The organism is Rubritalea profundi (assembly GCF_002954445.1).
GTDB classification, from domain to species: domain Bacteria; phylum Verrucomicrobiota; class Verrucomicrobiia; order Verrucomicrobiales; family Akkermansiaceae; genus Rubritalea; species Rubritalea profundi.
Genome location: NZ_MQWA01000001.1, coordinates 3119434 through 3144655, shown reverse-complemented (window position 1 = coordinate 3144655; position 25222 = coordinate 3119434). Strand labels below are relative to the sequence as shown.

General features: G+C 52.5%; 16 protein-coding genes. 14 read left to right on the top strand and 2 right to left on the bottom strand.

The features are described from left to right. Positions 1–69: 69 nt before the first annotated feature. From BSZ32_RS13805 to BSZ32_RS13795, 3 genes are all read left to right on the top strand, one after another. The gene (locus tag BSZ32_RS13805) at positions 70–951 is read left to right on the top strand and encodes a sialate O-acetylesterase (protein ID WP_105043952.1); all 882 of its coding nucleotides are present in this window, start codon (positions 70–72) and stop codon (positions 949–951) included. 670 nt (positions 952–1621) lie between these two features. Then, positions 1622–2239, top strand: a complete 618-nt coding sequence (locus tag BSZ32_RS13800) for an RNA polymerase sigma factor (protein ID WP_105043951.1) — start codon at positions 1622–1624, stop codon at positions 2237–2239. Continuing rightward, a complete protein-coding gene (locus BSZ32_RS13795) occupies positions 2236–4275 on the top strand; it encodes a serine/threonine protein kinase (protein WP_105043950.1) in 2040 nt (679 codons plus the stop codon). Before BSZ32_RS13800 ends, BSZ32_RS13795 begins: the two co-directional genes overlap by 4 nt. 442 nt (positions 4276–4717) lie before the next feature. Here BSZ32_RS13795 and BSZ32_RS13785 read toward each other — a convergent pair whose 3' ends face one another. Together BSZ32_RS13785 and BSZ32_RS13780 are read right to left on the bottom strand one after the other, a co-directional pair. Beyond that, positions 4718–4981, bottom strand: a complete 264-nt coding sequence (locus BSZ32_RS13785) for a HigA family addiction module antitoxin (protein ID WP_165788855.1) — start codon at positions 4979–4981, stop codon at positions 4718–4720. A gap of 25 nt (positions 4982–5006) precedes the next feature. Continuing rightward, entirely contained in the window at positions 5007–5315 is a 309-nt protein-coding gene (locus BSZ32_RS13780) for a type II toxin-antitoxin system RelE/ParE family toxin (protein ID WP_105043947.1), read from the bottom strand. A 444-nt stretch (positions 5316–5759) separates the two neighbouring features. Here BSZ32_RS13780 and BSZ32_RS13775 point away from each other — a divergent pair, with 444 nt between their 5' ends. The 11 genes from BSZ32_RS13775 (at position 5760) to BSZ32_RS13725 (ending at position 25128) form a co-directional block, all read left to right on the top strand. Next, positions 5760–6977 carry a RimK family alpha-L-glutamate ligase gene (locus BSZ32_RS13775; RefSeq protein WP_105043946.1) on the top strand — a complete coding sequence of 406 codons (1218 nt, stop codon included), beginning with the start codon at positions 5760–5762 and terminating at the stop codon, positions 6975–6977. After that, entirely contained in the window at positions 6974–8110 is a 1137-nt protein-coding gene (locus tag BSZ32_RS13770) for a succinylglutamate desuccinylase/aspartoacylase family protein (RefSeq protein WP_105043945.1), read from the top strand. Before BSZ32_RS13775 ends, BSZ32_RS13770 begins: the two co-directional genes overlap by 4 nt. Then, positions 8107–8541: an ATP-dependent zinc protease family protein gene (locus BSZ32_RS13765; RefSeq protein WP_105043944.1), complete on the top strand. Its 435-nt coding sequence runs from the start codon at positions 8107–8109 to the stop codon at positions 8539–8541. Before BSZ32_RS13770 ends, BSZ32_RS13765 begins: the two co-directional genes overlap by 4 nt. 609 nt (positions 8542–9150) lie before the next feature. Next, a complete protein-coding gene (locus BSZ32_RS13760; protein ID WP_105043943.1) occupies positions 9151–9354 on the top strand; it encodes a hypothetical protein in 204 nt (67 codons plus the stop codon). A 196-nt stretch (positions 9355–9550) separates the two neighbouring features. Next, positions 9551–10558 carry an AAA family ATPase gene (locus tag BSZ32_RS13755; RefSeq protein ID WP_105044859.1) on the top strand — a complete coding sequence of 336 codons (1008 nt, stop codon included), beginning with the start codon at positions 9551–9553 and terminating at the stop codon, positions 10556–10558. Between the two features lie 48 nt (positions 10559–10606). After that, positions 10607–11533, top strand: a complete 927-nt coding sequence (locus tag BSZ32_RS13750) for a DUF58 domain-containing protein (protein WP_105043942.1) — start codon at positions 10607–10609, stop codon at positions 11531–11533. A gap of 1 nt (position 11534) precedes the next feature. Further along, positions 11535–16088, top strand: coding sequence for a BatA domain-containing protein (locus BSZ32_RS13745; protein ID WP_105043941.1), 4554 nt, complete (start codon positions 11535–11537; stop codon positions 16086–16088). Next, positions 16085–20587, top strand: coding sequence for a hypothetical protein (locus BSZ32_RS13740; RefSeq protein WP_105043940.1), 4503 nt, complete (start codon positions 16085–16087; stop codon positions 20585–20587). The genes BSZ32_RS13745 and BSZ32_RS13740 overlap by 4 nt, the downstream gene beginning before the upstream one ends. A 1-nt stretch (position 20588) precedes the next feature. After that, positions 20589–21689 (top strand): prenyltransferase/squalene oxidase repeat-containing protein, encoded by a 1101-nt coding sequence (locus BSZ32_RS13735; RefSeq protein WP_105043939.1) that lies wholly within the window; start codon positions 20589–20591, stop codon positions 21687–21689. A 17-nt stretch (positions 21690–21706) separates the two neighbouring features. Then, positions 21707–22453, top strand: coding sequence for a sialate O-acetylesterase (locus BSZ32_RS13730; RefSeq protein WP_105043938.1), 747 nt, complete (start codon positions 21707–21709; stop codon positions 22451–22453). Positions 22454–22494: 41 nt separating this feature from the next. Further along, complete coding sequence (locus BSZ32_RS13725; protein WP_105043937.1) at positions 22495–25128, top strand: TlpA family protein disulfide reductase; 2634 nt, start codon at positions 22495–22497, stop codon at positions 25126–25128. The last annotated feature ends 94 nt before the right edge of the window (positions 25129–25222 follow it).

The window sequence follows — 25222 nt, the reverse complement described above, 5'->3', positions numbered from 1 at the left end:
TCAAGGTAAATAACACTCCCTCTCACTGCCTCGATTTGTTGAGCCATCCAACCCACCTAACAATCCATTATGAACCGTAGAGACTTTATCATACGCACCGCAGCTGGCACCGCCTGCGCAGGACTTCCAATCCAGATGCTAGCCAAAGGCACCCGCGGCGGTGCCGCACAGCCACCGCTACACACCGCCGATTTTTCCAGCTTTGCAGAGCAGGACACACTGGATCTCTTCCTGCTGGTCGGCCAGTCGAACATAAAAGGCCGCGGTGCCATCGAGATGAAACCTGTGGAGAATATGAACATCTTGTTTTTCCACTCGAAACAGCAGCAATGGAATGTCGCGCGTGACCCACTGCACGCACAAGGCACACCAGATAGAATCGACGGCAGTGACAATTCCGGTACCGGCCCGGGCATGAGCTTTGCACATACTCTGGCACAACAGGATGCCAAACTGAAAATTGGCCTGATTCCCGCCGCCGTCGGCGGTGCCCCCATTGGTTCCTACGGAAAAGACAAAAAACTCTACCAACGATCACTCGAACTCACCCGGCAAGCCGTCGAAGAAGTGGCGAAACACTCCAAAATAAAAACCAGAATCAAAGCGATACTCTGGCTCCAAGGCGAGTCCGACTCGACCAAGCCGCTTTACGAATCCTATGAAGGTAAGTTGCTGGATATGATCGACCGCTACCGCAGTGACCTCAAAAACCCAAGCCTGCCATTCGTAGCATGCACCCTCGGCTCCTACATAAACAAAGGACCATTCCAGTATGTGAAGGAGACAAATAAGGTATTGTTAGGTCTACCCGAAAAACGAAAACACACCGCCTGCATCGACGCCCGGGATTTAAAAGGTCACATCGGCGATAAGCTCCACTACGATACTGAATCCCAGATAGAGATCGGCAAACGCTTCGCCGCCTTCTATCTGAGATTGACAAAAAAATAATGTTAGGGCAGTCATCAGTGATTGGCCATGTCAGCAATGCTTGAATCCACAGCCCAAGCGCTTCCATATATTTCGCGGTTAATATTGAAAAACTGAAAAAAACATGAAGATGCTCTCGTTTAACGATGGGATGCCAAAATCGAACCAGCTAAATAAGATCCCGTCAACGGCAAGAAAGCTGTCCTTTGGTCGGATAAATCCATATTAGGCGTCACACTACACTAAACCTACCCCTAAATTGGTCAGGTGTTAGAACAAGAATGTCTCGATAACTAAGAATAAAACCGCAGTATCCGCTCCATCTCAGATAAAAGCAATTGAGTGAAAGAAGTCCGAGCTGCATCTCGTTTTGAAGAAGAGCGAAAGACTCGCATGAAAATCACACGTGATGCTCACCTCTGGAAACAAAACCAACACCCTGCATTTTTAGAACTAAGTGAAAATCAACATTATGAGTAATGCAACTGATGACGTAAAAGCCGCGGAACAACTCGGTATCGCAAGAGGTGGTGTGGTCAAAGAGCTACATATTCGCTGATAACTGACACACCCACGCCCACCTGCTAGAATGCTCCCGCGTGTTCACCCCCCGAATTTAGCGATTGCGTCCTAGATTTGTAGCGGATTAAGGTACACGATTAAGTACGGTGATTAATTACGGACTGAAGACATGGACCAGCAGCATAAGATAAACTTATCGGAAGATCCGTGGAAGACACGACTGACCTTGATTGACCGGGCGCGCGATCCCAACGACAGCCAAGCCTGGGACGAATTCACCGACTATTATTCGGGCTTTATTCGCATGGTACTGATAAAGCTGCAGGTGACACGGGATGACCTCGAGGATTTCAGCCAGGACGTATTGCTGAAGTTATGGCAGGGCCTGCCAAAGATGGAAATGGGCCGCGACGACGCCAGATTTCGCGCCTGGATGGGAACAGTCATCCGCAATGCTGTCTATAACCACTGTAGCCAGGCTACTACGCGAAAACGCCGTGAGACCAACGCCGCCGTCGCCGATGTCGCGCCACCGGATATTGAGGACATCATTGAAAGCGAGTGGCGGAAACACATCATTGCGCTGGTCATTGAGCGCTTGAATGCTAGTTTCTCCGGCAAGGCCATGGACGTTTTCACGATGACTCTCGATGGTAAGTCCGTTGACGATATCGCCTCGGCGATGGAGCTGACCAAGGCCTCCGTCTACGTCCTGCGTAACCGCGTCCGCACGCGCTTCCTCGATGAAGCAAAGCAGTTGCGCAGTCAGCTGGAATTTCGCGAATGATGACAGAATCAAACATTCAAACCCAAGCCTTGAACCAGCTGTTCGACCAGGCCTTCGACGAGCGTGACCCGGCAGAGCAGTCGCCCCTCTACGTCGATCTGCGGTCGCTCGAGGAGCGCTACGTTCAAGCTGAACTGATTGCGGTTGGCGGCATGAAACGCATACTCAAGGTCCTCGATCGACACAGTAATCGTCACGTCGCCATGGCTCGGTTGCATGAAGACGCAAGCGATTTACTCTTTGACCCATTTATTCGCGAGGCACGGCTGACAGCGCTGCTCGAGCACCCTAACGTCATCTCCGTTCACGATGTCGGCGTCGACAAAGAGGAGAAACCGTATTTTACCATGGATCTAAAAGTCGGTGATGGGCTTGATGTGGTATTGCAGAAGGCCCTTGCGGATGGCGGGTATCCGCTATCGGATCGACTCGATATCTTCCTCAAGGTTTGCGATGCGATCACCTTCGCGCATTCGCGCGACGTCATTCATCTCGACTTGAAGCCGGCCAACATTCAGGTCGGTGATTATGGTGAAGTGTTGGTCTGTGACTGGGGCTTGGGAAAACTGATCGGCAGCAATGATGAGATCGATGATGACGAGTTGCTCAATCCCGATCTGTTGAGCGGAATGACGGTGTACGGTCAGGTGAAGGGAACTCCCGGCTATATGGCACCAGAGCAGATTCGCGGCGAAGACCGGGACAAGCGCACCGACATCTACGCATTGGGCGGCCTACTTTACGCCGTGCTGACCTGTCGACCGCCACTCGCGGGTGACACCGACACCATGCAGCAGGCGGCACTGTCCGGCGATATTGTACCGCCAACCGAGCGCGGTAGCGGAGTTCCCGAGAGCTTGAGTGCCGTGGTCATGAAGGCTATGGCACTAAAGCCGGCCGATCGCTATGCGTCGGTGAGTGACTTGATCACAGATATCCGCGCGTTTCTTGGCGGTTTCTCTCCCGTAGCCTATGAAAGTGGGCTGTCGACTGAGTTTTTGTTGTTCTATCGTCGACATCGCGTCAGCTGCAATCTGGCCGCTGCATTCGTGGCGATGGTGGTGCTGGTGACAGCCTTGTTCGTTGACCGCCTGAGCGCCAAGCGTGTAGAGGCCGAGATGTTAGCGGCGCGTTTGCATGTGGAAAAGCAGGAGACCGAGACACTGGCGGCACGGTTGCGAGTGGAAAAGGAGGAGACCGAGACACTAGCGGCGCGTTTGCGGGTGGAAAAGGAAGACTCAGAGGCGTTGCTTCGGGAAGTAGGGCTACTGACCACGGTGCTTCCCGTCGATTTGGTCGCCACTGGCGATCAGTTTAGCCATGACTTCTTTTATCAACTACCATTGGTTTCTTATGAACTGTCGATGCGTTCTGTGAACGACATGATTCGTACCGAACCGGGCCGGGCCGATCAGGCACGCGAACAGCTTGCGTATCTCTACTTCATGAGCACAGAGTTTGCTAAGGCGAAGCCGCATTTTGAGATCAACCCCGAGCGCATGCGCGGACTTGCGAGGGTCAATGAGGCATTGGCTGAATCCTTTGATCCAGATAAGCATAAGACCTCGGCAACCCAGCTGGCCGGGATCATCAAAACGCTGATATCGATGAACCGAAAAGTGCAGGCAGGAAAGTTCCTCGCCTACGACTACGCATCATTGGGATATCGGGAAGGATACGGACTGGCTGTCACGGCAATGTTTGGAGATCATGCGCACTGTTTCAACTACGAGGCAGAGACGCATACACTGACTATCAATGGCGGCGGCGAGTCTTTCTCTCTGCAAACGCAACAGAAGCAGTACCCGCTGCGATTTCTGCCGATAAAGCGCTTGATTCTTGTTGATACGGTGATTTCGGACAGCTCAGAAATCACCGACCTGAAGATTCTTGAGGTGGCGGATTTGCGCGGCAGTCAAATCACCTCAATGGGGGATTTAAACATGTTCCCGCAACTAAAAACGCTGATTGTTCGCCCTGACCAACTGTCTCAAGAAGAAGAAATCAGACTACGTCCGCAGGTGCGCATTGAATAAAGCCACTTAGTGATTCAAACGGGATGCGCAAATTAATCCCTTCCTTAAAAAGAGAACATTCATCTCTTTTGAAATGCTAAGTGGTATAACGAGGTTCGGTTAGGCCGTCGACGGCCTCCATGCGACAGTGCAGGAATGCCCTTGCTTCCAGCGAATCCCCCAATCACTACCTCATCTTCGCCCTCCCCATCGTCCCGGCCTCGATGAACTCGCCCTCATCCTCCGTCGCCGCAAGTAATCCGGCCTCGGAAAACCAAGCATCAATCCAACCCCACTCCCGATCACCGGGGCGTGGGGTTTTTTCTGTGGCCGGGGCTTCCAGCCCCGTAGCCCGGCCGAACGTAAAAGAGCTTTCTAACCTCTTCCCTGGAAACACAAAGAGCTTACAAAACTCTTCTACGTAAGAACTCATGCCATCCGCTAGGCTCCTAAGTGGTTATTTTCATGCTGACTTTAGACATTGTCTGGCTTGGTGAATCTCGTAGTTGAGCTGAGCTTCTAGCCAGATATTGGCTCTTATGCCTAGGAATGCTTCTAGTTTTAGAGCCATCTCTACGGAGATACGTTTCCTATCATGGACTATATCTGAGATCATTCCTTTTGATACTGAACATTCAGCGGCAAGTTTGGTTTGGCTGATGATTCTGTGTTTGAGCTCGTCCTTGAGTAGTTGGACAGCAGGGTTGATTCTTGGTATGGTTTTCATCTTGTTTTGCTGTGTGTTGGACATTCTAGTTTGAGTGAGTGTCTTCAATTTTTACCAGGGCTACGTCTTGGAGCTCGTCATCATGCCATTGAAAGGTGATTCTCCATTTGGATTTTCTAGATTCGGCATCGATTGAATATCTGTCATTGTGGAGGGTGTGGTAGTGATATGAGGGAGTGAGTAGAAGGTCTTTTTCTGAGGAGAGGTTTAGAATATCAAGTCTGGCGAGCGTTTTTTGTAAATTGAGGCTGCCAAACTTGCGGAGTTCTTTCTTAGTGAGTGGCTGATTACGAAAGATTTTTTCAGTGGTGGTATCTGAGAAACTTTTAATCACAGGTCAAAAGTATGCTAAAAGGTGAACTTCAGCAAGTGGGAAAGTACACTAAAAGGTAAACTTTATAGTTTTCAGACAAAAAAACAGACTAATAAAAATGACAAAAATAAATGACAACAAAGACAGACTAATAAAAAGGGATGCTCTCTATTAGTATTAGTGTGTCTTTTTATTAGTGTTTATTTACGGCTGAAGCATTTCCCTCTCTATTAGTGTGTCTTTTTATTTACGGCTCCATTTATTCCCTAATTCTTGATTTTATAGGGAAGCCTTAAAGTCCTTGTATGCTCTTTTTTATCAGGGCCTAGTCGTCTATCGCGCTGCATTTTCTGGCATTAAGTCACATTACTTGATTTTTGCTAAAATAGCTTGTGACCCAATATTGTTGGATCCATCTTGATGCAGTTAAGAAATTTTATATAAATCTTTGTCACATACGATCACATGAAATTAACTATTCTTTCAAGAGCTCCAGGTTGCTACTCAACACGCCGTCTAGTCGAAGCTGCCAAAAACAGAGGGCACAAAGTGCTCGTTCAAGACCCGCTACGTTTTGCGATCGACATGGAAGAAGGTGAGCCAGACCTCTACTACAGAGGTAAAGCGATCCAAGTTCCCGATGCTATCTTGCCTCGGATAGGAACATCTATCACGCGTTATGGAACGACAGTGGTGCGTCAGTTTGAGCAAATGGATGTTTACACGCCTAACACAGCGAGCGGCATCGGAAACTCGCGGGATAAATTGAGAAGTCTACAGATATTGTCGCGTCACAATATTGGTATACCTCGCACAGCTTATGTGAGTCATAAGACTGATGTTGCGGATGCGATCGAACGCGTTGGCGGAACACCAGTGATTATTAAATTAATCGAGGGGACTCAGGGAGTGGGAGTTATTTTAGCGGATAAACCTGAAATTGCTAAAGCAATTATCGAAACATTACACAGCGCAAACCAAAATGTTTTGATCCAGAAATTTGTCGCCGAGAGTAAGGGAAAGGATGTGCGAGCATTCGTAATCAATGATCGCGTCGTCGGGGCTATTCGCCGAACAGCGCAGGGACAAGAGTTTCGCAGTAATGTACACCGTGGCGGTGTGGCGACGGCGATTACTTTGGATCCAGCTTACGAAAAGGCAGCTGTGCGAGCAGCGCAAATTATGGGCTTGAAAGTTTGCGGTGTCGATATGCTGGAAGGTGTAAACGGTCCTCAAATCATGGAGATCAACTCATCACCAGGCCTTGAAGGCATTGAAGGCGCTACAGGTCTTGATATTGCTGGCGAAGTGATTGACTTTATTTGTGGTCAAGCAAACATGCCACAAATCGATTTGAGACAACGTCTTACGGTGAGTAAAGGTTATGGTGTGACAGACATTACCATTCCTGAAGGAAGTATTTTCGTGGGCCAAACAGTATCGCAAACTGGTCTCAGGGAGAAAGATGTCGTGGTTTTAACACTTAAGCGCGGCGATTCTGTGATTTCTAATCCCAAATCATCTCGTGAGCTTCAAGCCAATGACACATTACTTTGTTATGGAAAGGTAGAGAGCATGAAATCTATGATCGGTGACAAGCCAAAGCGTCGTCGTAAGCTGAAGCCTCTGCCTTCGACTCCAGTGACTGACGGAACTACTCACGACGAAAACACAAATTCATGAGTGTAAAACCCCGCAAGAAGCGATCTATCGAAACTTGGGATAGGAAAAAAATCAAAGCCGGAGAGAGAAAACGTCTACTGCTGAAGGCTGGAGAAAGCTTTACTGGGACGGGAGTGCATCTCCCTCTAATGGTATGGCGAGGCCTAGAAGAGGGCCCAGTATTAGGTATTACCGCCGCGGTCCATGGTGATGAAGTGAATGGGACCGGAGCAATTCTGAAACTTATCCAAGACCCTCCTTTTGAGCTAAAACGAGGAGCATTAGTTCTAGTGCCTGTGGTTAATATCATGGGATTTGAACGTCACAGTCGCTACACCCCTGATCGACGGGATTTAAATCGCACCTTTCCTGGTAGTGAAAGTGGCAGTCTTACAGGGCGCCTTGCGCGGGTGATGATGAAGGAAGTCGTTGGACGCTGTGATTACATTGTTGATTTACACACCGCTGCCGTACGCCGAACCAACTTTCCCAATGTCCGCGCAGACATGGCTGACGTAGACTGTGCAAGATTGGCTAAGGCATTCGGTGCTGAAGTGATCGTCAATAATGCTGGGCCTGACGGCTCTTTTCGACGTGAAGCATGTAAATCTGGCTGCCCAACAATTATTCTCGAAGCTGGAGAGGTTTTAAAGGTCGAGTCTTCGGTGCAGGAGATGACTCAACGTGGACTCACTCACATTATGGCAGAGTTAGATATGATCGATGTGACTGACGATCTTCGCCCGGATACAGCACCTCATCAGATGATAGTGCAAAGTTCTAGCTGGGTACGAGCGGGGAGTGGAGGTTTTTTGACATTCCATGTAGCTCCAGGCGATACGGTCGAAAAGGGGCAACCAGTTGCTACCAATACAGGCTTACTAGGAAAGGTGCTTGAGACAATTGTTAGTCCCCACCACGGTATTGTACTAGGGATGACGACTATGCCTGCAGTTTCACCTGGCGATCCAATTGTACATATTGCTTTACCTGACACACAAAAGCAGTTCCGATCCCTTGAAAAAAGCGTTGATAAAATAGAAGACGACGCCTTAGAGAATCAAGTTCGAAATCATCTTGCCACTAGTATTACTGTAGTAGAACACAGCGTAGAAGAAGATGGCATTGAGGTAAATGATACCGACGATATATGAAACCACTAACTACTATAGGATGGAGAGAATGGGCTAGTCTTCCAGAATGGGATATAGAGATTAGAGCAAAAGCTGACACAGGCGCTCGCAGTAGTGCGGTTGACTGTTCTAGTATTGAAGAGCTTCCTGACAACCGGGTCCGCTTTACAATGCGTCTTTCTCGAAAAACGAACCTTAACATGACCCTCGAAGCGCCTATTGCGATGCGCAAACATGTGCGTAGTAGTACCGGCCACGGGCGTGATCGTTTATTTGTAGAAACCACTCTGCGACTTGGGGGTAGAGAGAAAAAAATTCTTATAAGTCTCACTTGTCGCAAGCGAATGATTCACCGAATGCTACTTGGCCGCGAAGCGCTCTCCGGCGATTTTGTAGTCGATAGCAGTGTCGATCATTGGGCAACACCTCGAAAAAGAAAAAAGAGTAAGTAGAATTAGGCGATCGGCGCGTCGTCACCGTCTACTGATGAATGGGATTTCAGCCTCTAATTTTGCTCAGTCATGGGTATCCAAAACTACGGGATTGCGCACTTCCATGCGTCGGCTAATTCGACCAGAGAATCGCTGTAGGTAAGCCGATGAAACAGACTTACCCTCAGCCACCGAATATAGCGGAACGTCCTCTGTGAGGCTCGTGCGAAGAAGCCATTTACAAAGGAAATGGGTAATTTTTTCGCCATCCTATATTTTTTGACTTTTCGCGGGTTTTGTTTTTCTTTGGCTCAACTGAGTCCTTCATGCCCTCCACCGTGCGGAGGTGATTTTCCAATAGAAGCATCAGATTGTGAGTCAGGCACTCGAAGAGCGCGTGGGCTTCTTTCGCCTCCTTCGAGCTTGCCCAGAAACGCTTTTCTTCGAGTTTTTTTTAGCTCTTCGAATACTTTTTCGATATCCCGTCGATGCTTGTAAAGCGGGACGATAGTCCATGTTGAAATGGGCAAATCAACCCCCTTATCACCCCATGACAGCCCCTCCGACCACCTCACTCAAAAAGCAAATTCCTAGCAGTCAGTATCCGCTGCGTTTCTGCCGATAAAGTGGTTGATTCTTATTGATACTGTGATTTCGAACAGCTCGGAAATCGCCGAACTAAAGATGCTTGAGGTGGCGGATTTGCGCGGCAGTCAAATCAGCTCAATGGGGGATTTAAACATGTTCCCACAACTAAAAACGCTGATTGTTCGGCCTGACCAACTGCCTCAAGAAGAGAAGAACAGACTGCATCCGCAGGTTCAAATTAAATAGCGAGGTTCGGTCGAGGGGGAAGATTTTTTGTATTCTGTTAAAAAAATACAAGTGGCTGTTTAGAATACAGAATCGTCTCTGTTTTGTAGGGTAAGTGGCAGTTTGCAAGAAGGCAGCTGGATCGAACCAAGCGATCGTGGTTGCTATGGCCGCGATTGATCACTCTCTTAACAAATATAGAAATAGAAACACCGAAATGAGTAACGAAACTGATGACGTAAAAGCCGTGGAACAACTCGGTGTCGCAAGAGATGGAGTAGTCAAAGAACTACGTAAAGTAATCGTCGGCATGGAAGATGTCATCGAAGAAATGATGATTGCGGTATTCGCGCAAGGTCACTGCCTACTGGTAGGTGTGCCGGGTCTAGCGAAGACACTGCTGGTCAGCTCGCTGGCTGAAGCGCTGTCGCTCTCGTTCAAGCGAATCCAGTTCACTCCCGACTTGATGCCATCCGACATCACCGGAACCGAGCTTCTCCAGGAAGACCCTGAGACCCACGCTCGCCAATTCAAATTCATGGAAGGTCCGGTATTCACCAACCTTCTCCTTGCTGACGAGATCAACCGTACTCCTCCGAAAACTCAGGCAGCGTTGCTTGAGGCGATGCAGGAAAAACGCGTTTCCTCCGGCGGTGTTGACTACAAGCTCGACAAGCCGTTCTTCGTGCTCGCCACCCAGAACCCAATCGAGCAAGAAGGTACTTACCCGCTTCCCGAAGCTCAGCTTGACCGTTTCCTCTTTAACGTCGTTGTTAAATACCCGAGCCGCGACGAAGAGCTCGGTATCATGCGCAACGTCACCAGCGACAGTCAGCCAAAAATCGAGAAAGTCCTCGATGCTGCTGCGATCCTTGAGTTCCAGCACCTTGTGCGCCGCATCCCAGTAGCTGATCACATTTTTGAATACGCAGCATCCCTCATCCGCGCCACGCGCCCCGAGGAAGCTGAAGCTCCTGAGTGGGTGAAGCAATACATGTCTTGGGGAGCCGGTCCACGTGCCTCACTGAACCTTATTCTCGCTGGTAAATCCCGCGCTGCCCTCCGTGGCCGTTGCCACGTTGCCATCGAGGACATCCAGGCGGTAGCACTGCCAATCCTTCGTCACCGTATCATCCCGAACTTCGCCGCAAGGTCTGAAGGAATGACATCTGACACCTTGGTCGAGCGCCTCCTCAAAGAGGTCCCGACTGGCGACAAAAAGTAACGCCCGATAAAAGGCTACTCACAGCCGCTCAATCCAAAGACCTGAAACATGTCCCAGCACTTACCCAATCTCCAATACCTAGACCCAGAGCTTCTACAGAAACTCGGTGATCTAGAACTGATCGCTCGCGAAGTCGTTGAAGGCTTACGGGCGGGCTCTCACCGCAGCCCGCTCAAGGGCTTCAGTACAGAGTTTGCGCATCACCGACAGTATGTCCCTGGTGATCCGATCCGTGATCTGGACTGGCGTGTTTTTGGTCGGACTGAGCGGTATTACACCAAACTCTACGAAGCCGAGACCAACTTCGACTGTTACATCTTGATGGATGCAAGTTCATCGATGAGCTACGGCTCGGGGAAAGTCAGTAAGCTCGAGTACTCGAAGTATCTTGCCTCGGCACTGAGCTATCTCATTCTTAACCAGCGGGATTCGGTTGGCCTCAGTGTGTTTGACTCAGAGGTTCGGGCGCACCTGCCTCCGCGCTCGACGATGAGTATCATCCTGCAGATTGAAAAAATCCTGCGCGAGATCAAGCCGACACCAAAAACAAGTGTCGCCAAACAGCTCAACGACATTGCCATGCAGATCAAAAGGAGATCGTTTGTGATTCTGATCTCCGACCTCTTGTCGGATGCCGATGATGTCATCAGTGGCTTACAGCGTCTGCGTTACAGCGGTCACAACGTCGTGGTCTTCCACACGCTCGACGAGTATGAACTCAATTTCCCCTTCAAGGGAACCTATCAATTCAACGCACTGGAAAGTGATGATGAACTCATCACCCAACCAGAAAAAATCAGGAAAGAATACATGGAGAACCTGAATAAATACCTCGAATCACTTCAAGACGGCTGTGTCAGAAGTGGTGTGGATTACACCCTAGTAAATACCTCCACCCCACTGGACTTACTGCTCAGTGAATACCTTGAAAACCGCTCATTGAACATGATGGGACCATCAGTCGGAGCACGCTAACATGAACTTTCTCAATCCACTGCTCCTGCTAGGAGCCCTGGGCATCTCATTGCCCATCCTCGCCCACCTGCTCAACCAGCAGAAGGTCAAGAAGACCGAATGGGCTGCTATGCAGTTTCTCAACCGCAACGTGCGGGTGCGCTCTAGCCAAATCAAACTGCGCGACCTCCTGTTACTTTTACTGCGCTGTTTCGCTCTACTCTTGTTGGTACTGGCCTTCGCCCGACCAGCTTGGGAAAACACGGCACCTAGCTGGATCCCCGGCGAACCGCGGGCCGGAGTCGTCATCGGAATCGATGCCTCCTTCAGTATGGATCACGGCGGCGAGGGCACAAGCCGCTTCGACCGCGCCATCGAGCAAGTCGAAACGATCAGCGAGCAGATCCAAGCTGGTGACCCAGTCTCCGTCATCCTTCTGGGCGGCGAAGACAAGGTGCTCATCAACAACATGGCTTTCAACCGCGAGCGCTTCACCGACATCATCCAGAAAGCAAAGCCTGTACCAGCGCTGCTCGATCTCGATCGCGTCCCTAAACGACTCAAGGAATTGGTAGATGACATGGAAGCTCCGCAAAAGGAAGTCTACTTCATCTCCGACGTCCAGCAACGTGACTGGAGACGCACCTCGGCAAGTTTCCAACAGGCGCTCGGCGACCTGCGCAACGATGCTTCGGTATTCTTAATTCCCGTCCCCGGTGACCCAGCAAACCTCGCCGTTACCGAACTCGACCTCGTGTCCGGTATGCTGCGCAAAGGAACCACCGCCCGCTACCAAGCCACTGTCAAAAACTGCGGTTCATCCCCAGTTGCCAACGTTGAGATCCAGTGCCGCGTCGAAGGCGTGCAGATCGACAGCAAGATTATTCCCAGCATCGCCGCGGGAGCTTCTGAGACGGTTTCCTTATTTGTCCCATTCTACAATGCGGGCGCCACCCGCATCACCGCCGAGATCAGCGGCGACCTTCTCCCTACCGACAACGTGCGGCGGGTAGTTGCCGTCGTCCGCGACCGCGTCTCAGTGCTCTGCGTGGATGGATCTAATGGCGATGCAGGACGCCTCATCGTTTCCGCCTTGCTGGCCCGCAACGACGGGGCTCAGGATGAAGACTACATCGTCCGCGCCGTGCCGTGGCTATCTCTGCCTACCGAGCCGCTGGAGGAAGTCGATGTGATCATACTAGCCGACGTCCCAGAAATCACCCCACAACAGGTCGAGCAGCTCTCGCGCTTCGTCCGCCAGGGAAATGGCCTTGTTTGGTTCGCCGGAAAAAATGTCAAAGCAGCAGTATGGAACGAACGCACAGCGAGCGGCCCCAACCCCTTGCTACCAGCCAAGCTCGGATCACCAGTTGATGCCAACACTAAGCTTGGCGCCGGCCAGCCGCTGGATCCTTCCATGCCTGACCACAGCGTCTGTCTGCCGCTACTCTCTCTTCCCGAAGACTTGTTTAGCGAAACACGTTTCCTCACAAGATTGAGCGTGGAGCCCACAGCCTCCAGCTTCCCGATCCTTAGCCTAGCCGGCAGCGGCGCACCAATCCTGTTGGAGCACTCGCTCGGCCGCGGCCACGTCTTCCAGTTCACCACCTCCGCAGATACGAGCTGGAATAATATGGCGCTGACACCAGTCTTCCCGATGCTCATGCAGCAAATCGTGACCTACCTCTCAGGACGTGAGTTCGAGCAGCCACGCGTCGTCGGCGACTCGCTCTCGCTAACCTACGTTGAACAACCAGACGCCAGCAATGCAGTCTTCGACACCCCTTCCGGAGAATCCATCACTGTCCCAGTCCGCGAACACCGCAACCAGTTTGTTGCTATGTTAGAAGGCGCCACAGAGGCAGGGTTCTACGAAACAAAGGTCAGCGTGCAGGCTGCTGGAGTGCCAGTAGCAGTCAACGTCGACCCGAGTGAATCGACCGTCACCTCGCTCGCCGCTGCAGATTTGAATGCGAACCTCGAGGGGCTCGACATCACTATAATCAATTCTGGTGCAGAGCTCACCTCAGCGATCAAAAGCTCCCGCACTGGCCGCTCGTCGTGGCGCCAGTTCATGCTAGCGGGCATAGTTCTACTATTGCTCGAAAGTCTCCTCGCCGACCGCTACGCGGCCGCAAACAAAAGAAAAATAAGCAAGCAGCTATGCCTGAATCCCTTTCCGAAGTATAAGATGTCTGAACCGATTCCCATAATTAACCAAGTGGAGCAGTTCTTCTTGGCTCGCCCACTACCCACCGGAACCCTCGTTGTCATTTTCGCAGCGATCGTTCTACTGAGCATTTACCTCTACCGTCGCCCGTGGGGCTTACCTATGTGGCTGCGTGCATCGCTAGTCATTGTTAGGGTGCTCGTTCTCGCTTTGATCGTACTCACACTTTTAGAGCCGACCAGAGTTGTCACCGAGACCCACACACGGGTGCGTAGTTTACCAGTATTGCTCGATGTTTCTGAGAGTATGTCGATGAAAGATCAGCGCAAAAGCTCTGAAGACCTCGTCGATGCAGCAACCGCGCTGGGTATGGTTTCTCTAGAAGAAAAAGCCGAAGCCGACAACGCAGTCATGGCGCTCGACACCAAACAACGCCTGGCGATTTCCTCTGCCTCGCGCTTGGATCTCGGCGCAGCGATCCTCAGTCAATCTGGCCGACCAGTCTTCGAATCACTTAGCGAATCGCTCGACCTCAGCTACCACGCATTCGGTGAGACCTCGCGTCTGATCAGTGATGGTAAAGTGGTCACCTCTAAGGATCTAGCAGGACTGAAGGCGGACGGGTCAAGCACCTCGATTGCCGCCTCGCTCGAGGCCGCAGCAAATGCTGGAGGAATCCCACCCGCTGGCATCATCTTGCTCTCCGACGGTATCGACAACACCAGCTCGCAGCGATCAGAAGCAGTCCTCCAGGATCTTGGAGCACGCGGCATCCCGGTCTACACCGTGCCGCTTGGTCTGCCCAATCCCGACGACGTCGCAATCCGCAACATCGTCATGCAAGAAGTCGCCTTTTCAGGAGACAGCGTGCCGGTCCGTGTCCACCTCGAATCCCAGGGTTATGAGCAACGGACAGCACGGCTATCAGTCCTGTTGAATGATCGGCGCGTCTCCTCCCGCGTTGTGCGCTTTGAGGGCGGGCTGCAGTTTGAAGAAGTCGACTTCAGCGTTGATATTTATGAAAAAGGTGCTGCTCAGATCGATGTGATCATTGAGCCATTTGAAGACGAAGTCTCCACCGTAAATAACCGCGTAACTAGAAGTATCCGCGTGGTGAATGAAAAGGTCAACGTGCTCTATATCGAAGGCAACGCACGCTGGGAATTCCGCTACCTCCGCGCTATTCTCAAACGTGATCCGCGGATCGACACCACCTTTATCGCATCCAATGCCGGCCCAGAAGTCGCGCGAAACTCTCCAGAACACATCGAGCGCTTTCCGAGTAATCGCGAAGAAGCATTCAAGTATGACTTAGTGATTCTCGGTGACGTCGACGCCTCCTTCTTCTCCGATGAAGAGTTCGGACTGCTAGAAGAACTTATCCGCGACCGTGGCGCATCCTTGCTAATGCTCTGTGGCCCGATGCACTCACCCGGTTCCTACGCTGGAACTCCAGTGCAGACCATGCTCCCAGTTCGCTTTGATTCCGAAGCTGGATGGGATAAAGTCGCAGAATCGGTTTACCCAGTACTCACGCCAGAAGGCCGTAACAGCCTGGTGATGACACTGGAAAATGACATGGACCTCAACGATCGTATCTGGAGCCGCATGGCGCCGATGGATCAACTACCTCCACTGCTCTCAGCGAAACCAGCCGCGACGGTTCTCGCCATGCTCTCCGACAGCACATCGCGCGATCAGGGTTACCCCTTGGTCGCTTGGCAACGCTACGGATCTGGCAAGTGTATGACTATCGCCTCAGACAGACTCTGGCGCCTACGTTACAAGACCGGCGACAAATACCACTGGCGCGTTTGGTCACAGTGCATCCAGTTCATGACCCTCTCGCGTCTAATGGGTGAACACAAACGCATCCGCTTGGAAACCGATCGCTCAGTCTACCCAGTCGATGGCCAGTGCCGCGTCTATGCGCACGTTCTGGACAAAGAATATGAGCCGATCTCCCAGCCAGCATTTGAAGTTTACGTCAGCAATCTAGCTGGCGGGCAGGCAAAGCAACTCATCAGCCTCAGACCAGACAGCACTCAGCCAGGGCTCTACGAAGGTTACTTTACCCCATCAGAAGCAGGTCGATACAGGCTCGAAGCCAACGAAAACGACAAACAGATCTCCAGCACCACGGAGTTCCAGGTCAGCGACATCCAGCAGGAGCTACTAGACACCGGTATGCGCTCAGATCACTTACAACGAATTGCCGACCTTACTGGCGGTTCTAAGCTCGGCGTCCGCGAGCTCAACAAACTCACCGACCTCATCAACGGCGATCCGGTCACCATAACCCTGCGCTCAGAGCGCCCATTATGGGACAACATGCTAGTAGTATTGTTGCTCGTCGGCCTACTAGGGGCCGAGTGGATACTAAGAAGAAAGAACGACCTACCATGAGCCAAGAAAACTCACAAACCAACCTCGAACCACGCCTGCGCGCGGTATGGAAACGCACTCAACGCAAGCACCTCAGCGCCGGATTTCTGGCGGTTTTCCGCTGGGCAATCCCACTCTTTTTGCTTGGGATACTCATCGACCGCATGGCCTACATGCCATCAGCTGGGCGAACTATCATTCTAGCGATTATCCTAGGGGTATCTCTCTACAAAGCATGGCAAAATGGCTGGCGCTCACTGCGCCCGTTCAACGCCACCCGCACCGCATTTGAAGTCGAGGAACAGCACGGCGGACTGGAAAGTCTGCTCGTCACCGCAGTCCAGTTCCGCGAGTCCAAGATGGCAGGTGGAGCATCCGCATCCCTGATGGAAGCTACCTGCATCAAGGCCGAAGGCACCGCTGAGGACCTGAAACCAGCCAAGATCGTAAACTTTGGAAGCTTGAAGAAGCCGCTCTACCTGGCTTCTGCCTGCGCAGCAATAGTTCTCATATTCTCAGTGATCAACGCCCCATTCCTCGCCGCAGGTTTGGCACGCATTTTCACCCCTTGGACACAGATTGCCTACCCGACTAAAACCAAGCTCGACCTTAAAACAAAGGATCTAGTCGTTAAAGAAGGCGACAGCGCCAAAATTGTCATCGGCGTCTCCGGCGTCGTCCCCGATACAGCAAAGTTCTATCTCCGCACCGATGACGGAGACCCACGCGAAATTGAGCTCGAGGTCACTGAGGGCAACTGCGAATACACCCTCGCATCTGCATCACGTAACTTCAGCTACCGCATCAAGGCTGGAGACACCCGCAGCGACTGGCACCAGGTCCGCGTGATCCCCGCTCCACGCATCGAGAACGTAAAGGTCGACCTAGAATTTCCTAGCTACCTCGAACGCGAGCAAGAAACCGTGGAGGCTCTGACTCTGACAGTGCCGCAGGCCACCAAGCTTCACTGGAAAATCACCCTCGACCGCCCCATCCTCGAGGCGGTTCTCAACCGTGACGGCGCAGAACCACTGCCGCTTCAGGTAACTAACGGCGGCCGTCAGGTTGTCATCGCAGAGGAAGTGAACGCCTCACGTGGCTACAGTTTCTCTTGGATTGAAAAAGAACATGGTTTCGACTTCACCAGCCCGCGTTATTACCTCCAGGTCGCTACTGACCAAGCGCCACGGATCGAGTTGACTGAGCCTAAATCAAACATCGTAGCGATGATCGGTCGGCCACTGAACCTTTCAGCCCGCGTCCAAGACGACCACGGCATTGGTTCCACAGTTATCGCCTACCGTGTCAATCAGCTCGATGAAGTAAGTGTTAAAATCAACCTCCCGTCAGAGAAGAATCAAGGCGAACAAGCTATCGACTGGGACTACCGCAAGGCACTGCCAGATCTGAAAGTCGGCGACACGCTCTCCTTCACCATGGAGGTCAGCGACCGCTACCCAGGTGAAAAGGGCCCACATGTCGTCCGCTCTGACACACGCCGCATGACATTCCTCTCAAAAAGAGCGTACCTCAGACAAATCCGTAAAAAGAAAGACAGCCTACTCTCGCGCGTCCAGACCATTTACCGACAGCAGCGCGCGGCATTTGATAGCGTCCGTATGCTAGAACCAGGGACCGATACCTACATGCAGACCTGCCAGGTCGAGGCAATCCGCCAAGCTATGGTGCGTGACCAGCTCACAGAAATTGCTTCACAGGTGAAACTCTTGATCGATGACATGGCTGCAAACAAGGTCGCAGACGCGCTCGAAGGCGAGTCGCTTGAGCTCGTTCGCACCGCCCTGCTCGACATCGCAGACACACACCTAGCTGACGCAGCATCACGCCTGCGGCATCAGTCAGGCGTCGCAGCTGGAAACACCCAGGAATTGCCAGACCCATCATCCGCAGCACATGCGGTAAATACCGCCGCCCGTGAACTGGGTAGCATCGTATTGCTCAGATCCATTGATATGGCTCAGGAAGTCTATGCCCGGGAAGCCCGGATGCTAGCTCAGATCCAAGCAGACCTCCGCTGGCGCACCGTCCAGTCCAAATCCGCTGAAGCTGCAACCGCTCTCTCCAAAGAACAAGAGCAAGTCGCGCAGTGGACTCACCGCCTGATCGCCGACCTGCAAAATGGAATGCGCTACGAGAAGCGACCACTGGCCGTTCTCCGACTGGCTCAAAGCCTCAAAAATTTGCAGAAAATCAAGACCGAAGAACGCATGCGTCAAGCGGCTAGCTTGATCACCCAAGGCCAGCCAAAGCAGGCTGAACTACTGCAAGCAGAATTGGTCACCAACTTGCTCGATGCCGAGTTCAGTGTGCGCCTGACTGGTGCTTACTCCACACTGATCAAAACCCGCGATCAGATGCGTATCATTGCCAAAGTCCAAGCAATGCTCATCCAGCAATGTGCTGACATGTCAGCTCCAGACTTTAAGGATCGTTCTTCTGAAGCCGCGCAAGCCCAGAACAAACTGCGTGAACGCTTACTGACCTTGCTACTTCCTACTGTTCCTGCACCACGCAGCGAGCTGTTTGACGAAACATTCCCACAAGCACCGCCAGTCCGTGCCCTGTTGAAAGACGCAGACCTTGCAATGGCACAAGCGCTGAAACAATTCGCCGCTGGCCAACAGGACGCCGCCATAGCTGAACAACGCAAAGCGGAACAGTCATTGACAGATCTGACCAAACTCGTTGAGCGATGGTCCGTAGAACTCGGAATCCAGACGCTTGGACTCAGCACGATAGTAGCCAACTCAGCCGAGCGCCTTTCCCTCATTGAGGAATACGAAGCCAAGCTCGTCGCCCTACTTGAAAAAACTGATACTGCTGCAGCCGACGATCAAAAAGTCGATACCCTCGTTGAGGATCAACTCCTACTCGAACAAGAGCTCGCAACATTCAATAGCGACCTCGTGAAGCTCAACCAGTCCACCCCAGACCTAGACATCCCACCGCTACTCAGCCGCACGGTAAGAGCGCAAAAGGCGATGGAAATGGCTGTGGCTGCGCTGAAGGCGAACAATGCCGACCAAGCAATCACTCACCAAGAGCAGGCTGCCGACATCCTCGCCGAGGCTTATGCCATCGTCACCACCCAAAACGACCAACTCGGTCTGCTCCAGAGCTTGCTGATGTTTCAGCGATCTGTCGGCTACGCCAATGGCTATATGGGCGACATCGTCGCAGAACTATGGGACCAGATCGCAGCCACCAAGGCTCTGAAATCAGACGACGCCTCAGCCATTCTTCCCTTGTTTGCCCACCTCAGACGCTGCATGGATGATGTTGCACCGCTGCTGGACTTAGTCGCCCAGAGAGTGGATGCCGGCACGCCGTTGACCTTTGCTGTCGCTGACTTGGAAGACGCGGTACTTTCTCTAGAAGACGGTGACAAGGTCGATGCTCTTGACGCGCAAGACGTCTCAGCCGAATCGCTTGGTAAAGTGCACTCATTGGTCAAGGCGATGAAATCTCAGACCGGTTATGTCGCTGAAATCGTGGAATTCCTCCACGCCTCAGTCGCAGATACCGCCACCCTGGAATACCAACAAGATGAGCTCATGCGTAAAGCTCAGTCAGCCAAACCAGATCAACTGAAAGCCCTAGCTGAGGAGCAACGCAAGCTTCTTGCCAAGGCAGAAAAAAATGGCCAAATCCTCGAGTCGGTCACCGGGGGAATCCCATCGTATAGCGTGTTCGTCAAGAGAGCGAAAGATAAGCACAAAGGTACCCGAGAGCTCGTTTTGCCTAAGGAAATGCCCGCCTATGCCGAACCCGCCAAATTGATGCGTGAGGCTTTGACCCGACTGGAATCGAAAGACCCAGCGGCGACCACGCAGATGGAGCTCGCAGTAGCAGCGCTGAAAGAGAATAGCGAATCCCTATTTACCGTGATCAGCATGCTTCACGGCCTGCCAGATATCGAGATCGTGACCCACACCGATCCAGATGTTGCGCGCTTGGTTGATGTGCTGGCTCTAGCCAGTGCCCACAAGGTATTGTTCCGCGATACTAACGCTACCGCGCAACCAGAGCTCAAAGCGATGGCTCCGCGCCAGCGCGAGCTCGTAGCACTAAGCCAGAAACTTGCCCAAGTCGGTGAGCCCCACCCGATGCTCAAAAACGCCTCAACTCAGCTCGCTGCGGCCGCCACAGCCATCGAGTCGTCCGATAAGGAAACCATCAAACGCACTCAAGCACTGGCGATGCAAACACTGCGTCATTTCATCATCGAACAGGCACTACTCCTAGAGACTGCCACACCACCATCATCTGCCTCACCAGCCGACCCAGACGCTGGAGGCGAAGGCAGTGACGGCGATCCAGAATTTAAAGCAGGATTTATCAACGAGTTTGTCAGCGGTGAAGCTCCTAAAGACAAACGAGCGGGCTGGAATGTACGGGCCGACCGTAACCGAGCCGCTCTCAATCAAAACTTTGCCCGCGAATTACCTTTGGAATACCGCGGCTTATTGAAAAATTATTACGAGAGGGTTGCAGAATAATATGATTAATTACAGAAAACAACGGTACATAACAACGGCCCTGTCCTTTCTTTTGGCAGGTGCCACAGTGGCACCACTTGCCGCGCAGGAAACCCCCGCCAATGCGCCTTTAGTAGCCGCAGCCTCCGCCAGCGCGGAAGCTGAGGCTCCAGAAATGAGCGAGCAGGCTGAAAAGGCCATCGAACGCGGACTTAAATTCCTTATTTCCAGCCAGAATAAAGACGGCTCATGGTCCTCTAAAGATCCGAAGAAGGCAGGCGATGGAGGTTACTCGATCGCTGGCACCAGCCTCGCGCTCATGGCTTTCATGGTCGAGGGACACTTCCCAGGATTCGGCCCCTACGGCAATGCCCTAGATCGCGCTAAGGACTACCTTCTCAAAAGATCCAAGGACTCAGCCACTGGCGCCATGGGCGTGAAGATGTATGAAATCGGCCTCTACACAATTGCCATGTCAGAGCTCTGGGGAATGACCAGTGACCCCGACGACAACAAGGAAATCCAAGTCGCTCTGGAGCGAGTCGTAGAAGTCATCCTAAGATCGCAGAGCCCACTCGGCGGCTGGCGCTATGCTCCCCGCCCCGACGCAGGCCAAGACACATCGGTCACCGCCATGGTTTTTGTCTCGCTCGCCTCTGCACGTGAGGCTGGTGTGTTGGTTCCCACAGAAACCATCGAAAGACTCACCGGCTACCTCCGGGATCAGGCCTTTGACGAGCAACGCGGCGGCTTCGGCTACCAAGGTAAAGGCTACACCATCGCCTGTACAGCCGGTGGCGTCTATGCTGCGCAACTCGCTGGTAACCGCGATGCAGAATGGGTCCAGCAGGCGCTCACCACCCTAGAAAATGAACCTAAAATGTTCTCCAGAAAAGAAAATGGCCACTTCTACTACTCGCACTACTATGCCATGCAGGCGATGGTCCAAGCTGGCGAAGAACACTACGCCAGATGGTATCCAAAAATCAGCGAGGCCCTCATCTCACTCCAGCAGCCCAACGGCTCTTGGCAGGAAAAGGAACTAGACTACCCGCATAAGACTCCCATGTCGATCATCATCCTCGGTACCCCGAACCGATACATCCCAGTTTACCAGCGCTAAAACTCACCTCAGGTCTAATGTTCCACTCACGCACTAATAACTCTAGGCCTCAGCGCCTATTGCAGCTCGGCATAGCCCTAGCATTAGCCTTCATAGCCCCGGCAAACGCAAGCGAACAAAAGACCGGCAAGCACCTCTTTATCCTCTCTGGTCAATCAAACATGACCGGCACACTCAAGGCTGCCTTCGAGGCGCGTGTGGCCGAACGTTTTGGCAAGGACAATACCGTCGTCGTCATGCGCCAGAAATCAGGCCGCGGCATCCGATTCTGGGTCGCCGACTACGGCCAACCCACCGATCGCGGTCTCACCGAAAAGAAGATGAGTTCCAATGGTATGGAATACAAACCGCTGATCGAAACCGCATTGGCTGCCGCAAAAGGACAATCCTTCGACACAGTCGGCTTCATCTGGATGCAGGGCGAATCAGACGCCAACAACCGCCTCTCAGAGGTCTACGAAGAGAGCTTTTTAAAGTTAGTCACACGCCTCAAAAAGGATCTGCAACGCGATGACCTCTACTTTGTCATCGCCCGCATCAACGACTACGCCCGCAGCAGGCAACCCAACCAACACTGGGTCAATGTCAGAGACACCCAAGTCAAGCTAGGCAAAACCAAGGGCAACGCCTGGATCAACACCGATGACCTCAACGGTGGCGATGAAAAACAACCCGACGGCGACATCCATTTCCCAAAACATGGATCCGTCATCGTCGGCCAGCGACTCGCTGACAAAGCCGCCGATCTGATCACCCAAAAATAGACACCAGCCCAAACTGGTCTTATAATACCTCTCATTCATCTATGAACACATTTTCTAGAACCTCTATCAGCTTACTCGTCCTTGCCTGCGCGAACATTGCCGCATTGCCAGCAATGGGCCAAGACCAGCCAGCCTCCAACGACCAGATCGTCGAGCTCAACGCCAAACTGGAAAAAGCCAACTCATCCGCCTCCGCAGCCAGAAAAAAACTAGCACTCCGGCGGGTGATCCGTGAAATAGAAACTTTGCTCGAAAAGAATGCGACGTCTCCAAGCCGTTTCGAGATCCTCCACGTGCTCTTCCGCTCTCAGCAAATGCTCGTCAGCGTAGATAACTCCGCCGCTAACCGGAAATCTTTCCTAGCGACTTGTGAAATGCTCGCCGCCGCACCCAACGAATACGCGGCCCTACGCCTCGATGCTGACCTCTTGCTCACCCAGGCCAAGTCCGCGCGAAAGGGCGCTGACTCCCACGCCCGCTCGGATGCGCTCCGCCCCTTAGTCAAGCGTTACCAGGACACAGCGGTCGAAGCAAAAGTCGTCCGAATCGCCATGATCATGGCACTAGAGTTCGGCAATACAAAGCTGGTCAATGACCTGCGAAAAATCGTCGCGGAGCGTTTCCCTGGCGACATGGACCTGATCAACTTTCAGCGTGAGAAGCTTGCGGGCCAGGTATTTGGCGCCCCATTCATCGGCACCTTTCAGCGCGTAAATGGCAAGTCAATGCGCTTTCCAATGGACTTTCTTGGCACCACCACCGTGCTCTACTTCTGGTCGAAAGAAGACAAAGGCCTAGAAGACCTCAAGGCTCTAGCCACCGACTGGAAGAAGGCCAAAGTTGAGCACAAGGCCGCCGGCCGATTCCAGTTCATCAGTATGAACATGGACGACCTGCCCGATGCCGGCGAAGCAATCTTGCGCAAACACGGACTCGACTGGCAGGCGCTCAAAATGCCCAAAGGCCAAGACAACCCGATTTATCAAACCTATGTCAAACGCGACACCCCAACGCTCCTAACCATCAGCCCAACAGGCTATTCCGCCATCTACCAGTCCGGCGGCCGTAGCAATAGAACCTATGAGCGCCGACTGCAGTCGATGTTAGCCAGCCAGTGGGCCAAAGCTCGCTACACCAGCCAGCTCCAGTCAATCTTCTCCGGCGAGTTCTTAATCATGTCGTCCAATGGCGATTTTGACCCAAGCGCGCCACCTGAGTACAAATCTATCAGCTCGGAAACCGTCACTCCACTCCCCCGCACCGCAGCCTCAGTCCCCGAGGACACACTCCGCGCAATCCAGGCATGCTTCACCGCAGCCCCTGAGCGTTATAATACACCGTATGACCAAGTCATTGCGGGCTACAAAAAAGCCGACGCACTTTGCTTAGAAGCCATCGCAGCACACCCAAAGGCCCCAGATCTATGGATCGTGCGCAACCGTCGCATCACAGCTCTGATGGGCTTGTGGAAAGTGGATTCTGACCAAAATGCCTTTGACTCCGCCGTGGCTGAATCCAAGTCAGCAATCGAGGGCAGCTTCCCACCGGGCACCGATGTGGTCGCCAGACTCTGCCTCGCTAGGCAAGATCTCCGCGCACCTGAAGCCGACCCAAAGGTGATCATCCAGAACTTCGTCAAAGCAGCAGGTGGTCAGCAGGCATCAGGCCCCGCACTCACTGCAGCCTCTCTCCTCGCGCTGGATACTGGCGACCGCTTACTGTACGATCAGTACCGCAGAACCTTCCTAGACAAGCACGCCGACAACCCGACGATGTGGACAGCGACTGCCTTCCTACTGGACCGCTACCATCGCTACCGCCAGTACCACCCACCCTACGGCGCTGGTTGGACCTACGGCCGACGCCAAGGGTACTTCATGTCAATCGGCACACCTGAAGACGCCAAGCGCAGCTTCAGCACAGAGTTCAAAACGCTCGATGGAACAACTGTCAAAATCCCAGAATCATCCAATGGCAAGTGGACCGTGATCTCCTTTATCCCCACTGCTGCGGGCAACGGCTACTTTCAGCGTTATGCCAGCTTTAGCGCGAGCCGGGCGCTGAAAGATGTCAACCTGATCAATGCAGTTTTGGATGATGATGCCGATACAGCACGCAAACTACTCGAAGAGAAAAAGGTAAAAGAGAAGAATAAACCTGACACTACCCCTACTCTGCTCGTGCCAAACGGCATGCAAAACCCTCTGGTGCAAAAGCTCGGCATCGTCCCTGGCGTCAACATCCTCATCCTCCGCCCCGACGGAACTATTGCCGCCGCACTGAATGGTTTAGCGATGAGCTACCAAAAGGGAACCATCATTCAAAATATCATCGAGGCAGAAGATGAGAAAATTGTCGACGAAGCGATAGCCAAAGGTGATCTCAAAGAAGCCAAGCGCTTGGCCTTCATCCATGCTCCTCTGAAACAGGTGAAACCAGAAAACGCCCCCCGAAACTGGAAACCTATAAAGATCGCAGTCCCACACCTCCGCAGCCGAGCAAAGGTCTACCTAGCGTTGGGCAAGCTAGAGGCTGCCTTTGCCGATGCCGAAAAGGCCTACTTGGCCGTCAATATCAAAGCCGGTCATATTAGTATGCGGACGGAAGATCTCGAAGAAACCGAAGCTCTCAAAGACACCATTTCCGCCGCCCTGAAACAGCCAGAGTCAGAGTAGTATTCGGCCGTTTGAGCGTCGGGCTAATCCATTGAAATGAAAACCAAGATGGCCGCACTGGCCAATCTTGATGATCGGCGCCACGACATGCGGG